14 protein-coding genes are annotated in these 13218 nt (G+C 63.1%); 12 read left to right on the top strand and 2 right to left on the bottom strand.

Annotated features, from left to right (window positions below):
• Positions 1 to 97 precede the first annotated feature (97 nt).
• The 12 genes from fleN (at position 98) to PVZ80_RS24755 (ending at position 11164) form a co-directional block, all read left to right on the top strand.
• Positions 98 to 928: a flagellar synthesis regulator FleN gene (gene fleN / locus PVZ80_RS24810; protein ID WP_007922506.1), complete on the top strand. Its 831-nt coding sequence runs from the start codon at positions 98 to 100 to the stop codon at positions 926 to 928.
• Entirely contained in the window at positions 925 to 1665 is a 741-nt protein-coding gene (fliA, locus tag PVZ80_RS24805) for an RNA polymerase sigma factor FliA (RefSeq protein WP_007922505.1), read from the top strand. Before fleN ends, fliA begins: the two co-directional genes overlap by 4 nt.
• Positions 1666 to 1825: 160 nt before the next feature.
• A complete protein-coding gene (locus tag PVZ80_RS24800; protein WP_003183998.1) occupies positions 1826 to 2197 on the top strand; it encodes a chemotaxis response regulator CheY in 372 nt (123 codons plus the stop codon).
• Between the two features lie 30 nt (positions 2198 to 2227).
• The gene (locus tag PVZ80_RS24795) at positions 2228 to 3016 is read left to right on the top strand and encodes a protein phosphatase CheZ (RefSeq protein ID WP_009042749.1); all 789 of its coding nucleotides are present in this window, start codon (positions 2228 to 2230) and stop codon (positions 3014 to 3016) included.
• Positions 3017 to 3296: 280 nt separating this feature from the next.
• Positions 3297 to 5576 carry a chemotaxis protein CheA gene (locus PVZ80_RS24790; RefSeq protein ID WP_110176688.1) on the top strand — a complete coding sequence of 760 codons (2280 nt, stop codon included), beginning with the start codon at positions 3297 to 3299 and terminating at the stop codon, positions 5574 to 5576.
• A gap of 49 nt (positions 5577 to 5625) precedes the next feature.
• The gene (locus tag PVZ80_RS24785) at positions 5626 to 6753 is read left to right on the top strand and encodes a protein-glutamate methylesterase/protein-glutamine glutaminase (protein WP_053268494.1); all 1128 of its coding nucleotides are present in this window, start codon (positions 5626 to 5628) and stop codon (positions 6751 to 6753) included.
• Entirely contained in the window at positions 6753 to 7493 is a 741-nt protein-coding gene (locus PVZ80_RS24780; RefSeq protein ID WP_007922500.1) for a flagellar motor protein, read from the top strand. The genes PVZ80_RS24785 and PVZ80_RS24780 overlap by 1 nt, the downstream gene beginning before the upstream one ends.
• Before the next feature lie 15 nt (positions 7494 to 7508).
• Positions 7509 to 8393, top strand: coding sequence for a flagellar motor protein MotD (gene motD, locus PVZ80_RS24775; protein WP_009047719.1), 885 nt, complete (start codon positions 7509 to 7511; stop codon positions 8391 to 8393).
• A 50-nt stretch (positions 8394 to 8443) separates the two neighbouring features.
• Positions 8444 to 9232, top strand: coding sequence for a ParA family protein (locus tag PVZ80_RS24770; RefSeq protein WP_007922498.1), 789 nt, complete (start codon positions 8444 to 8446; stop codon positions 9230 to 9232).
• Between the two features lie 84 nt (positions 9233 to 9316).
• Positions 9317 to 10210 (top strand): CheW domain-containing protein, encoded by an 894-nt coding sequence (locus tag PVZ80_RS24765; protein ID WP_103331181.1) that lies wholly within the window; start codon positions 9317 to 9319, stop codon positions 10208 to 10210.
• A 78-nt stretch (positions 10211 to 10288) separates the two neighbouring features.
• Positions 10289 to 10771 (top strand): chemotaxis protein CheW, encoded by a 483-nt coding sequence (locus tag PVZ80_RS24760; protein ID WP_007922496.1) that lies wholly within the window; start codon positions 10289 to 10291, stop codon positions 10769 to 10771.
• Positions 10772 to 11164 carry a DUF2802 domain-containing protein gene (locus PVZ80_RS24755; protein WP_016702241.1) on the top strand — a complete coding sequence of 131 codons (393 nt, stop codon included), beginning with the start codon at positions 10772 to 10774 and terminating at the stop codon, positions 11162 to 11164.
• A 106-nt stretch (positions 11165 to 11270) separates the two neighbouring features.
• Here PVZ80_RS24755 and PVZ80_RS24750 read toward each other — a convergent pair whose 3' ends face one another.
• Positions 11271 to 11600, bottom strand: a complete 330-nt coding sequence (locus PVZ80_RS24750) for an EscU/YscU/HrcU family type III secretion system export apparatus switch protein (protein WP_009047722.1) — start codon at positions 11598 to 11600, stop codon at positions 11271 to 11273.
• On the bottom strand, positions 11597 to 13168 hold the full coding sequence (gene fliK, locus PVZ80_RS24745) for a flagellar hook-length control protein FliK (protein ID WP_273864710.1): 1572 nt from the start codon (positions 13166 to 13168) through the stop codon (positions 11597 to 11599). Before fliK ends, PVZ80_RS24750 begins: the two co-directional genes overlap by 4 nt.
• Positions 13169 to 13218 lie beyond the last annotated feature (50 nt).

Raw genomic sequence — 13218 nt, 5'->3', positions numbered from 1 at the left:
ATGTACCTACATCGATGGTCTGCCAGGCATTGTTCCGTTAGTGAACGCGCAGCCAGTTATGTGGCCCCGTCTAAGTAAGACAAGGTAAAGAACGAACATGGGCAGCATGCATCCCGTACAGGTGATCGCGGTGACCGGCGGCAAAGGTGGCGTCGGCAAGACTAACGTGTCAGTGAACTTGTCCCTGGCCCTAGCGGAGCTCGGCCGGCGCGTCATGCTGCTGGACGCCGACCTGGGTCTGGCTAACGTCGACGTGCTATTGGGGCTGACCCCCAAACGGACCCTCGCCGACGTGATCGAAGGCCGCTGCGAGCTGCGCGATGTGCTGCTGCAGGGGCCGGGTGGAATCCGTATCGTGCCGGCGGCGTCCGGCACCCAGAGCATGGTTCATCTGAGCCCGGCGCAGCATGCCGGCCTGATCCAGGCTTTCAGCGACATCGGCGACAACCTCGATGTGCTGGTGATCGACACCGCTGCCGGCATCGGCGACTCGGTGGTCAGCTTCGTCCGCGCCGCTCAGGAAGTCCTGCTGGTGGTCTGCGACGAGCCGACCTCGATCACCGACGCCTACGCGCTGATCAAGCTGCTCAACCGCGACTACGGCATGAACCGCTTCCGCGTGCTCGCCAACATGGCGCAGAGCCCGCAGGAAGGCCGCAACCTGTTCGCCAAGTTGACCAAGGTCACGGACCGCTTCCTGGACGTGGCCCTACAATATGTCGGCGCCGTGCCTTACGACGAATGCGTGCGCAAGGCCGTGCAAAAGCAGCGTGCGGTCTATGAAGCGTTTCCGCGTTCGAAGTGCGCGCTGGCGTTCAAGGCCATTGCGCAGAAAGTCGATACCTGGCCGTTGCCGGCCAACCCACGTGGACATCTGGAATTTTTCGTCGAGCGGCTAGTGCATCAGACAGCGGGACCGGTGCTATGAGCGCCAGCGGCTACAACCTTTACAAAAAGTCGGCACGTGACAGCCAGTACGAATTGATCGAGCGTTATGCGCCCCTGGTCAAGCGTATTGCCTATCACCTGCTGGCGCGCCTGCCGGCCAGTGTCCAGGTCGAAGACCTGATCCAGGCCGGGATGATCGGTCTGCTCGAAGTGTCGACCAAGTACGACGCGAGCAAGGGCGCGAGTTTCGAGACGTACGCGGGTATCCGTATCCGTGGTGCGATGCTCGATGAGGTCCGTAAAGGTGACTGGGCGCCGCGTTCGGTACATCGCAATACCCGGATGGTGAGCGATGCCATTCGCGCAATTGAAGCTAAAACCGGTCGTGACGCTAAAGATCATGAAGTTGCGGCCGAACTTCAATTGAGTCTCGACGATTATTACGGGATTTTGAACGACACCTTGGGCAGTCGCCTGTTCAGCTTCGACGACCTGTTGCAGGACGGCGAGCATGAAGGGCTGCATGAGGATGGCGCGAGTGCTCATCTCGAGCCGTCGCGCGACCTGGAGGACGAACGTTTCCAGGCTGCGCTGGCGGACGCGATTGCCAATTTGCCGGAGCGTGAGCGACTGGTCTTGGCGCTGTACTACGACGAAGAGCTGAACCTCAAGGAAATCGGTGAGGTCCTGGGGGTCAGCGAATCGCGGGTCAGCCAGTTACACAGCCAGTGCGCAGCCCGTTTGCGGGGGCGTTTGGGAGAGTGGCGAGCGCGCTGACAGGCAGTGTGGGGGACACTGCGGACGAGACTGGCACGACGTTGCCGGCCTCGCGGTGTGTATTCCATGCAGTCGTTGAGTGCTCTGCCTGATTGATTGAATGGCGCGTTCAGGTGCTGGACGCGTTTAAGACTGCTTGGAGGTCGAATTGGACAAGAACATGAAAATCCTCATCGTTGATGACTTCTCAACGATGCGGCGGATCATAAAAAACCTGTTGCGTGACCTGGGTTTCACCAACACGGTCGAGGCTGACGATGGCACCACCGCCATTCCGGTCCTCAACAGTGGGAGCATCGACTTTCTGGTAACGGACTGGAACATGCCTGGCATGACCGGTATCGATCTGCTGCGCCATGTGCGCGCCGATGAAAAACTCAAGCACCTGCCGGTACTCATGGTGACCGCTGAAGCCAAGCGCGAACAGATCATCGAAGCTGCCCAGGCCGGCGTAAACGGCTATGTGGTCAAGCCCTTCACGGCCCAGGCGTTGAAAGAAAAGATCGAGAAGATCTTCGAACGCATCGGTTGAGATGTGGAACCATTCCGCCACGGGGGAGCTATGGAGCACAACGAATCTTCATTGGGCGATTTCGAATCGACCCTGAAAAAACACGCACTCGAACTGGTCGACAGCCTTGAAAAAGGCAAGTTCGGCGAAGCCGTGCAACTGATCCATGAGCTCAACCAGACCCGTGACCGCGGCCTGTACCAGGAAGTCGGCAAGCTCACCCGCGAGCTGCATAGCGCCATCGTCAATTTCCAGATTGACCCGCATATGCCGCAAGCCGAGGAAGTTTCACAGATCACGGATGCCACCGAGCGCCTGTCCTATGTGGTCAGGCTGACCGAGGCCGCGGCCAACCGCACCATGGATCTGGTCGAGAGCGCCACCCCGTTGGTCAATGGCCTGAGTAGCGAAGCCCAGGCCCTGAGCGCCGACTGGGGACGTTTCATGCGTCGCGAACTGGGCGCCGAAGAATTCCGCGACCTGGCCCGCCGGGTGGACGGTTTCCTGACCCGCAGCGAGCAAGAGACGCGGGCGGTATCGAGCAACCTCAACGACATTCTGCTGGCGCAGGACTACCAGGACCTGACCGGTCAGGTGATCAAGCGCGTGACCCAGTTGGTCACCGAAGTCGAGAGCAACCTGCTCAAACTGGTCCTGATGGCCAGCCAGGTCGATCGTTTTGCCGGCATCGAACATGACCGTGAATCGATCCTCGCTGAAAAAGATCCGCAAAAACATCTGGCCAAGGGTGAAGGTCCGCAGATTCATGCCGATAAACGTGAAGACGTTGTATCCGGTCAGGACGATGTCGACGATTTGCTTTCCAGCCTTGGATTTTAGGTCGTGACGACGGTTAATGACGGTCGCGCCGCCGCCCCGCAAGGCGCAAGACTAGGCACGAGGAGAGTGGTTTGGTTTTTCCAAATGAGCGACGAGTAACGACGGATTGCGCCTTGCGGGGCGCGGCCCGAAGGGTTGGAACTGTGAGCGCGCCATGCGGCGTTGCGAGACTCGGCAAGGAAACGACCCTTGCCAGCGTCTCGCGCCTTGCCTGGCACGCTCACAGTTCCAACGCGATCCGTCATTAACCGTCATCACGACCTAGTAGGAGCACCCATACATGAGCTTCGGCGCCGATGAAGAAATCCTTCAGGATTTTCTGGTTGAGGCCGGCGAGATTCTAGAGCAACTGTCCGAACAACTGGTCGAGCTGGAAAGCCGGCCGGACGATGCGGATCTGCTCAACGCAATTTTTCGCGGTTTTCACACTGTAAAAGGGGGCGCCGGCTTCCTCCAGCTCAACGAGCTGGTGGAGTGCTGCCACATCGCCGAGAACGTGTTCGACATCCTGCGCAAGGGTGAGCGTCGCGTCGACGCGGAACTGATGGACGTGGTGCTCGAAGCACTGGACGCGGTGAACGGCATGTTCGGCCAGGTGCGCGAGCGTACCGAGATCACCGCCGCCACTCCGGAACTGCTGGCTGCCCTGGCCCGCCTGGCCGAGCCTGCCGGAGCCGAGGAGGTCGCCGCGCCGGTGGCCGAGGTTGAGACAGTTGTTGAGCCGGTTGCCGAATCGGCCGAAAGCGAGTCCGGCGATATCACCGACAGCGAGTTCGAGCAGCTGCTCGATTCGCTCAATGCCGCCAAGGCCGAGGCCGAAGCACCGGCCGCTGTTGCCCCCACTGCGCCCGCAGCCGGTGGCGAAGCAGCCAGCGACGAAATTACCGACGCCGAGTTCGAATCGCTGCTCGACCAATTGCATGGCAAGGGCCAGTTCGCACCGGATGCGGTGGCACCTTCGGCCACGGCGCCTGCCGCGGAAAAATCCGCGGCCAGCGACGAAATCACCGATGACGAATTCGAAGCACTGCTGGATCAGTTGCACGGCAAAGGCAACTTTGCGGTAGAGGCGCTGGATTCCGCAGTGGCCGCGGCGGTACCGCCGGCTGCACCGAGTGCGGCCGCCGCCGGTAGCGACCTGATCACCGACCAGGAATTCGAATCCCTGCTCGACGAGCTGCATGGCAAGGGCAAGTTCTCTGAAGTAGCGGCTGCTGCCGCGACCAAGGGGAGCGCAACGGCGGTCACGGCTTCGGCGCCTGCCGCTGTCGCCAAGCCGGCAGTGAAGAAAGCCGAAGCCAAGGTCGAAGCACCGAAACCGGCAGCCGCCGCTGCTCCGGCACCTGCTCGTGCTCCGGCAGCCGCCCCGGCGGAAAAGCCGGTCAGCGAAGCTGAAACCACGGTGCGGGTCGATACCGCGCGGCTGGACGAAATCATGAACATGGTCGGCGAGCTGGTGCTGGTGCGTAACCGCCTGGTGCGCCTGGGGCTCAACAGCGGCGACGAAGCCATGTCCAAGGCCGTGTCGAACCTCGACGTGGTCACGGCCGACTTGCAGACCGCGGTGATGAAGACCCGGATGCAGCCGATCAAGAAGGTCTTCGGGCGCTTCCCGCGCCTGGTTCGCGACCTGGCCCGCCAGCTCAAGAAAGAGATCAACCTGGAGCTGGTCGGCGAAGAGACCGACCTCGACAAGAACCTCGTCGAGGCCCTGGCCGACCCGCTGGTGCACTTGGTGCGCAACGCCGTCGACCACGGTATCGAGTCGCCGGAAGAGCGCGAGGAGGCGGGCAAGTCCCGTGGCGGCAAGGTGGTGCTGGCGGCCGAGCAGGAAGGCGACCACATCCTGCTGTCGATCTCCGATGACGGCAAAGGCATGGACCCGAACGTCCTGCGCGCCATTGCGGTCAAGCGTGGGGTGATGGACAAGGATGCCGCCGATCGCCTGAGTGACACCGAGTGCTACAACCTGATCTTCGCCCCGGGCTTCTCGACCAAGACCGAGATCTCCGATGTGTCCGGCCGCGGTGTGGGCATGGACGTGGTGAAGACCAAGATTTCCCAGCTCAACGGTTCGATCAACATCTACTCGACCAAGGGCCAGGGCTCGAAGATCGTCATCAAGGTGCCGCTGACCCTGGCGATCATGCCGACCCTGATGGTGATGCTGGGCAACCAGGCGTTCGCCTTCCCGCTGGTCAACGTCAACGAAATCTTCCACCTGGACCTGTCGCGCACCAACGTGGTCGACGGCCAGGAGGTGGTGATCGTTCGCGACAAGGCGCTGCCACTGTTCTACCTCAAGCGCTGGCTGGTCAGTTCCGCGGCTCACGAAGAGCAGCGCGAAGGCCACGTGGTGATCCTTTCGGTCGGCACCCAGCGGATCGGCTTCGTCGTCGATCAACTGGTCGGCCAGGAAGAAGTCGTCATCAAGCCACTGGGCAAGATGCTCCAGGGAACTCCGGGCATGTCTGGCGCCACCATCACCGGTGACGGCCGCATCGCCCTGATTCTCGATGTTCCGAGCATGCTCAAGCGTTACGCCGCACGGCGTATTTGAATACCGGAGGGGCGGGGCCATTTGCCTTGCCCCGCCTAACGGAGTGTTTATGGCAGTCAAGGTCCTGGTGGTGGATGATTCGGGTTTTTTCCGCCGCCGCGTCTCGGAAATTCTTTCAGCGGATATCAATATCCAGGTCGTCGGTACCGCGACCAACGGTAAAGAGGCGATCGATCAGGCTCTGGCGCTCAAGCCGGACGTGATCACCATGGACTACGAGATGCCGATGATGGATGGCATCACGGCGGTGCGGCACATCATGCAGCGCTGCCCGACGCCGGTATTGATGTTCTCCTCGCTGACCCATGAAGGCGCCCGGGTGACCCTGGATGCGCTGGATGCCGGTGCGGTGGATTTCCTGCCGAAGAACTTCGAAGACATCTCGCGCAATCCCGAGAAGGTCAAGCAACTGCTGTGCGAGAAGGTCCACAGCATCTCGCGCAGTAACCGTCGTTTCAGCAGCTACAGCGCGCCGGCGCCACAACCGGCGGCGGCACCTGCGCCTGCTCCATCGAGCTCCAGCAGTTTCAGCGGCACGGCCCCGGCGCGTCCGGCTCCGGCGCCGGTTCCTGCCCGCGCGGCAGCCACTGGCTCGTCGGCGGCCCCCAAGCGCAAGGCCTACAAGCTGGTGGCCATCGGTACTTCCACCGGTGGCCCGGTGGCCCTGCAGCGGGTGCTGACCCAGTTGCCGGCCAACTTCCCGGCGCCGATCGTGCTGATCCAGCACATGCCGGCGGCCTTCACCAAGGCGTTCGCCGAGCGCCTGGACAAGCTCTGCCGGATCAGTGTCAAGGAAGCCGAGGATGGCGACATCCTGCGTCCGGGCCTGGCGCTGCTGGCACCGGGTGGCAAGCAGATGATGGTCGACGGCCGTGGCGCGGTGAAAATCCTCCCTGGCGACGAGCGTCTGAACTACAAGCCGTGCGTGGACATCACCTTCGGTTCGGCGGCCAAGTCCTACGGTGACAAAGTTCTGGCGGTGGTGCTCACCGGCATGGGCGCCGACGGTCGCGAAGGCGCGCGCCTGCTCAAGCAGGGCGGCAGCGCGGTCTGGGCCCAGGATGAAGCGAGCTGCGTGATCTACGGGATGCCGATGGCGATCGTCAAGGCGGAGCTGGCGGATGCGGTGTACGGCCTGGACGACATCGGCAAGCACCTGGTCGAGGCCTGTCTCTGATGGATGTGCTAAGCCTCATCGGGATCATCATGGCGTTCGTCGCCATCATCGGTGGCAACTACCTGGAAGGCGGTCATCTGTCGGCCCTGGCCAATGGTCCGGCGGCGCTGATCGTGCTGGGCGGGACCATCGGTGCGGCGTTGCTGCAGTCGCCGCTGAGCGCCTTCAAGCGGGCCATGCAGATCCTCGGCTGGATCCTGTTCCCGCCGCGGGTCGACCTGCCTGGCGGCATCGATCGCGTCGTCAACTGGAGCCTGACCGCCCGCAAGGAAGGCCTGCTGGGCCTGGAAGGCGTGGCGGATGCCGAGCCCGACACCTACTCGCGCAAGGGCCTGCAACTGCTGGTGGACGGCGCCGAGCCGGAATCCATCCGCAGCATCCTGGAAGTGGATTTCTACACCCAGGAAAGCCGTGACATCGAAGCGGCCAAAGTCTTCGAAAGCATGGGCGGCTACGCGCCGACCATCGGCATCATCGGTGCGGTCATGGGCCTGATCCATGTCATGGGCAACCTGGCCGACCCGTCGCAGCTGGGCAGCGGTATCGCCGTGGCCTTCGTCGCGACCATCTACGGCGTGGCCAGCGCCAACCTGGTGTTGTTGCCGATCGCCGCCAAGCTCAAGTCCATAGCCTTGCGGCAGTCGCGTTATCGCGAAATGTTGCTTGAAGGAATCCTGTCGATTGCCGAAGGTGAAAACCCTCGTTCCATTGAGTTGAAGCTGCAAGGCTTCATGGATTGATGGGAGTAATGGACTATGTCCCGTCGTCGCCGGCATGAAGAACATGTCAACCATGAACGTTGGCTGGTGTCCTACGCGGACTTCATCACCTTGCTGTTCGCCTTTTTCGTGGTCATGTACTCGATCTCCTCGATCAACGAGGGCAAGTACAAGGTCATTTCCGAAGCGCTGATCGGTGTGTTCACCGACTCGGACCGCGCCCTCAAGCCGATTCCCATCGGTGAGGAGCGGCCCCAGACCGTGACCCCGGCCAAGCCGCTGGTCAAGGACAGCGAGCAGACCGATGCCGGTATCGCCGGCGCCAGCGACCCGCTGAAAAGCATCGCCGACGATATCAGCGCAGCCTTTGGCGACCTGATCAGCTCCAACCAGATGACCGTGCGCGGCAATGAGCTGTGGGTCGAGATCGAACTCAACTCCAGCCTGTTGTTCGGCAGCGGCGATGCTATGCCCAGCGACCTGGCGTTCAACATCATCGACAAGGTGGCGGCGATCCTCAAACCCTTCGACAACCCGATTCACGTCGAGGGTTTTACCGACAACCAGCCGATCCAGACTGCGCAGTACCCGACCAACTGGGAGCTGTCGTCGGCCCGTTCGGCGAGCATCGTGCGGATGCTGGCGATGCAGGGGGTCAATCCGCAGCGCCTGGCGTCGGTCGGCTACGGCGAGTTCCAGCCGGTAGCCAATAACGCGACGGCCGACGGCCGTGCCCGCAACCGTCGGGTGGTGCTGGTGGTGTCGCGCAATCTCGATGTACGCCGCAGCCTGACAGGCACCGGCACCGCCCACGCAACACCGGATGCGGCATTGAAGCGGGCTGGCACACAAACTGCACCTACGCCAGTCAAGACGCCGGGACGCGAGAGTGCCGTCAATTCTCCGTCACCGGCTTTATAACTGGGTGCTATTTCTCGGTCGGCCCGTGCCTGCCGGGAGGAACAATCTGAATGAGAGTCTGGGCAGTTGCCAATCAAAAGGGTGGCGTCGGTAAGACCACCAGTTCCATCGCTTTAGCCGGGTTGCTGGCCGAGGCGGGCAAGCGCGTGGTCGTGGTCGATCTCGACCCCCACGGTTCCATGACCAGCTATTTCGGCTATGACCCCGACAGCCTGGAACACAGTAACTACGACCTGTTCCTGCACAAGGGCAGCGTTCCCGAGGGCTTGCCCGGGCAGTTGCTGCTGTCGACCAGCGACGAACGTATTTCCCTGCTGCCATCGAGCACCGCGCTGGCCACCCTGGAGCGCCAGTCGCCGGGGCAGAGCGGCCTGGGCCTGGTGATCGCCAAGAGCCTGGCGCAGCTGTGGCAGGATTTCGACTATGCGGTGATCGACAGCCCGCCGTTGCTCGGCGTGCTGATGGTCAATGCCTTGGCGGCGAGCCAGCAACTGGTGATCCCGGTGCAGACCGAGCACCTGGCGGTCAAGGGCCTGGAGCGCATGGTCAATACCTTGGCGATGATTAACCGCTCGCGCAAACAGGCGCTGCCGTTCAGCATCGTGCCGACCCTGTTCGACCGCCGGACCCAGGCGTCCCTGGGCACCTTGCGGGTATTGCGCGACAAGTTCCCGGATGAGATCTGGCAGGGCTACATCCCGGTCGACACACGCCTGCGCGATGCCAGCCGGGCCGGGCTGACGCCTTCGCAGTTCGACGGCAAGAGCCGTGGCGTACTGGCTTATCGCGCCTTGCTCAAGCACTTGCTGGCCCAGCAACTTGTCCCGCAGGTGGCCTGACGTGGCGGAGCATTCAAGTCTGCTGCCGGTCTGGCCGATAAACCCTACAGGTCACTGTGCTGGGTTTTATCCGTGGGCATCCTCATGAACCGTCCTGTCGACGTTACGTCCCGGCCGCAGCTGGCGTTGCAGTCCTACCTGGACGCGTTGCTGCAGGACGCCACCGAAGAAGAATTCGCGGTTCCCGAAGCACTGCCGCAGGTTCAGGCAGCGGTAGAGGAAGTAGCGGTGTCGAGCGAGGTCCTGGATGAGTTCCAGGCCGCGGTGCTCGAAGAACAGGCTCGCGATGCCCAGGTCCAGCGTACGCCGCCAGCCGCGGCTGTAGTCGCGCCGGTCGAGGAATCCGTGGTCGTCCCCGTGCTGGAGGCGTCCGCGCCATTGCCGGCCACCTTGTCGACCGTTGTGCCCTTGCTGCAAGGCCTGGTCGAGCCGGTGGTCGAGGTGCATCGGCCACCCAGCAGCACGCCACCCCCGGTGGCGGGTGACGACCGGCCGAGCTGGGCGGCGGAACCCTTCGAGTGCCTGCTGTTCGATGTCGCCGGGTTGACCCTGGCGGTGCCGCTGGTCTGCCTGGGGTCGATCTACTCCCTGGCGGGGCATGAACTGACGCCGTTGTTCGGCCAGCCGGAATGGTTCCTCGGGATCCTGCCGAGCCAGGCCGGCAACCTGAAGGTGCTGGATACCGCGCGCTGGGTGATGCCCGACCGCTACCGCGACGACTTCCGCCAGGGCCTGCAATACGTGATCTCGGTCCAGGGCTACGAATGGGGGCTGGCGGTGCATCAGGTCAGCCGCTCGTTGCGCCTGGACCCGAACGAAATCAAATGGCGCAGCCACCGTGGCCAGCGGCCATGGCTGGCGGGTACGGTCATCGAGCACATGTGTGCGCTGCTGGACGTTTCCGAGCTGGCCGAGCTGATCGCCAGCGGCGGGGCGAAACACATGGCTATCAGCAAACCGGCGCCGAAGCCGATATAGACCAACAACAGGCTGCGCCGACGGTGCAGCCACACAGAACACACACCGTTTCCAACGGTTTTTTGAGGGGTCAGGGGTATGAATAAGTCGTCGTCTGCACAGAGTTCCGAAGATCCGATCCTGCAATGGGTAACCTTCAAGCTGGATAACGAGTCCTACGGCATCAACGTGATGCGCGTGCAGGAAGTCCTGCGCTACACCGAGATCGCACCGGTGCCGGGTGCCCCGAGCTACGTGCTGGGCATCATCAACCTGCGCGGCAACGTGGTGACCGTGATCGACACCCGCCAGCGTTTCGGCCTGGTGCCGACCGAGGTCAACGACAACACCCGCATCGTGATTATCGAAGCCGACAAGCAAGTGGTCGGGATCATGGTCGACAGCGTGGCGGAAGTGGTTTACCTGCGTCAGTCGGAAGTCGAGACCGCACCGAACGTCGGTAACGAAGAGTCGGCCAAGTTCATCCAGGGCGTGTGCAACAAGAACGGCGAGCTGCTGATTCTGGTTGAGCTGGACAAGATGATGAGCGAAGAAGAGTGGTCGGAACTGGAGAGTATCTGATTGATTCTCGAGGTTGCGGTTATTGTCCTGTTCCTCTTTTGGGCAGGCACGCTGGCGATGTTCCTGGCCTACATCCGCGCTCAGCGGCAGATCGCCGCCCAGCAGGCCCATGGCGATGCGCTGCGCGATCAGCGCATCAAGGACCTGGCCAAGCGCGTCGACGATTACCAGAACGGTACGGTGCGCATGGGCGAGGACCTGCATGAGCTGCGCGCGGTGGTCGGCCCGTTGCCGGACAAGCTGGCCCAGCTGGAGCAGCGCGATCCGTCGAGCCTGTCCTTCGCCCAGGCCGCGCGCCTGGTGGGCATGGGCGCCAGCGTCGACGAACTCACTCAGTCCTGCGGCTTGACCCAGGCCGAGGCCGAGTTGATGAGCAAGTTGCACAAAGGCTGAAATCCCGTAGCCGCTGCCGCAGGCTGCGAACGGCCGGAACGGCCGCAGGGATCTTAGGATCGCTGAAGGCCTTCGGCCTTATCGCAGCCTGCGGCAGCGGCTACAGTCAGTAATCGTCGCCGCAGTCGGTGACATCCTTCTCCAGCGCCGCTTCCTGCGGCTCATGCCCGGCCGGGAACTTGCCCTTGAGGTTCCAGGCGAAGGCGATGATTTCGGCGATGGTCCGATACAACTCCTCGGGAATGCTGTCGCCCAGTTCCATGCGCGCCAGCAGTTTCACCAGTTCGGCGTTCTCATAGATCGGCACTTCATAGTCGCGGGCGATTTTCAGGATGGCTTCGGCCAGTTCGTCGTCGCCCTTGGCGGTCAGCGTGGGGGCGTGCTGGCCGTCGTACTTGAGGGCGATGGCCTGGCGTGGCGGGTTGGGATTATTCATGCTGTTTCATCGACCCAGCGTTGTTCCAGTCGGGTTTTCGGACCTTGCGGCGGCGTGCCGAGATGGCAGTCCAGGTCGCCGACATCCAGGCCGGACACCAGCAGCCGTTCACGCAGGCTGCCCAGATGGCTTTCGATCAGGCTCGCGGTAAACGGTCGCTCGGCCCAGAGCTGGCTGGACAGGCGGCCCTTGAGCAATTGCGCCTGCACCTGCAGCGGGCCCAGGGGTTCGAGGTCGAACGCCAGTTCGACGCGCCACAGCTGCTGCTTCGGTTCGCGTTCCTGGCGTTTTTCCTCGGGCGGTTTTTCCGCCGGGTCTTCGCGCTGGAACTTGACCTGCAAGGGCACGACGTCCTGCATCGTGCGCATCGGGATTTCCAGTTGCCAGGTGGTCAGCAGCCGGCCGTCATCGGTCAGGCCGCTCTGTTCCAGGCTCGCCAGCTGATGGCTCTGCAAGCGCGAAACAGCGGCCGCGGCCAGGCGCAGCAGATGTTCCAGGTCGCCTTCCTCTTCGAGGCTTTGCAGCAGCCGCGAGGGCAGGGGGAAACCGCCCGGCTGGGGCCTGGCGCTGACCTGGCCGAGGGTGCCCAGGGCGCTGCGGACAAAGCTCGGCAGCACCTGGGCCAGGGTGTTGGCGGCAATGATCGCGTTGAAACTGGTGCTGCTCGGCAGGCCCGGCGTCATCTGGGCGATCAGCCGTAGCAGGTTGCCTTTCAGGTCGCCGGCCAGGGCCGGATTGTCGCCGGCCAGCAGCCGCGATTCGAGGAAGGCGCCGCTGTTGCCCAGGGCCTGGGCCAGCGCCTTGGGGTTGCTCAGTTGCTGCAGGTCGGGCAGGCCGGCGAGCAGCTTGTCCACCGCGGCACGCAGCTCGCTGGAGGTACTGTCGGACGGCGGCAGATTCTGCAAGGCATTGATCAGGCCGGTCAGCGAGGCCTGGCGGCTTTGCTGGGTGGCCAGTTGCTGGGCGATCGCCAGTTGCTCCTGGCGCCCGCTCAGCGGCACGAAGTTCAAGCTCTGTGAGCTCTGCACCAGGGCGCTCAGCAGGCTGCCGATGCGCAAGGGCTGCGGGCTGTCGATGCTCAGGGTGCTGCCGCTCAGGGCGGTGTTGAGCAGGCTCACCAGCGAGCGGTAGACCGCCGGTTGTCCGGCTGCCTGGGGTTGCAGCTGGGTGGTCAGCACCTTGCCTTGCAGCAGGGTGCCCACTGGAAGCTGCGCGGTGTCGATACGGGTCAGGGTGGCGACGCTGGCGGCAATCGCCTGCTGCACGGTGATGGCCAGGTTGCCGGCCGACGGCTGGGTCACCGCCAGGCTGGTGCCCAGGGGCAGCGGCTGGCTGCTGGTGGCCTGGACGGTGGTCTGCCGGCCGCTGTCGAGGGTCAGCTTGAGCAACAGCTGGAACGTCTGGTCCGCCTGCTTGAGCGACAGCACTTCGGCCTTGGCCGATTGGCCGGCGGCGATCAGGCCTTCCAGCGGCTGCAGCAATTTGAGCAGCTCACCGCTGATCGGCAGCGCGCGCACGGTTCCCGGCGTCAGCTGTGGCAGCGGAGGAAGGGTGATTTCGCCTGTCATCTGGACACAACCTGTGGAGAAATAAGCCCTCTTGAGAGTAGGGCATCGCA

Source organism: Pseudomonas sp. B3G-3 (assembly GCF_028640915.1).
GTDB lineage: Bacteria > Pseudomonadota > Gammaproteobacteria > Pseudomonadales > Pseudomonadaceae > Aquipseudomonas > Aquipseudomonas chlororaphis_I.
This window is presented reverse-complemented; position numbering and strand designations above follow the sequence as displayed.

Excerpts from the sequence above, each read along its gene's own strand:
- fleN (WP_007922506.1), top strand. The coding sequence starts at position 98 with ATGGGCAGCATGCATCCCGTACAGGTGATCGCGGTGACCGGCGGCAAA.
- fliA (WP_007922505.1), top strand. The coding sequence starts at position 925 with ATGAGCGCCAGCGGCTACAACCTTTACAAAAAGTCGGCACGTGACAGC.
- PVZ80_RS24800 (WP_003183998.1), top strand. The coding sequence starts at position 1,826 with ATGAAAATCCTCATCGTTGATGACTTCTCAACGATGCGGCGGATCATA.
- PVZ80_RS24795 (WP_009042749.1), top strand. The coding sequence starts at position 2,228 with ATGGAGCACAACGAATCTTCATTGGGCGATTTCGAATCGACCCTGAAA.
- PVZ80_RS24790 (WP_110176688.1), top strand. The coding sequence starts at position 3,297 with ATGAGCTTCGGCGCCGATGAAGAAATCCTTCAGGATTTTCTGGTTGAG.
- PVZ80_RS24785 (WP_053268494.1), top strand. The coding sequence starts at position 5,626 with ATGGCAGTCAAGGTCCTGGTGGTGGATGATTCGGGTTTTTTCCGCCGC.
- PVZ80_RS24780 (WP_007922500.1), top strand. The coding sequence starts at position 6,753 with ATGGATGTGCTAAGCCTCATCGGGATCATCATGGCGTTCGTCGCCATC.
- motD (WP_009047719.1), top strand. The coding sequence starts at position 7,509 with ATGTCCCGTCGTCGCCGGCATGAAGAACATGTCAACCATGAACGTTGG.
- PVZ80_RS24770 (WP_007922498.1), top strand. The coding sequence starts at position 8,444 with ATGAGAGTCTGGGCAGTTGCCAATCAAAAGGGTGGCGTCGGTAAGACC.
- PVZ80_RS24765 (WP_103331181.1), top strand. The coding sequence starts at position 9,317 with ATGAACCGTCCTGTCGACGTTACGTCCCGGCCGCAGCTGGCGTTGCAG.
- PVZ80_RS24760 (WP_007922496.1), top strand. The coding sequence starts at position 10,289 with ATGAATAAGTCGTCGTCTGCACAGAGTTCCGAAGATCCGATCCTGCAA.
- PVZ80_RS24750 (WP_009047722.1), bottom strand. The coding sequence starts at position 11,600 with ATGAATAATCCCAACCCGCCACGCCAGGCCATCGCCCTCAAGTACGAC.
- fliK (WP_273864710.1), bottom strand. The coding sequence starts at position 13,168 with ATGACAGGCGAAATCACCCTTCCTCCGCTGCCACAGCTGACGCCGGGA.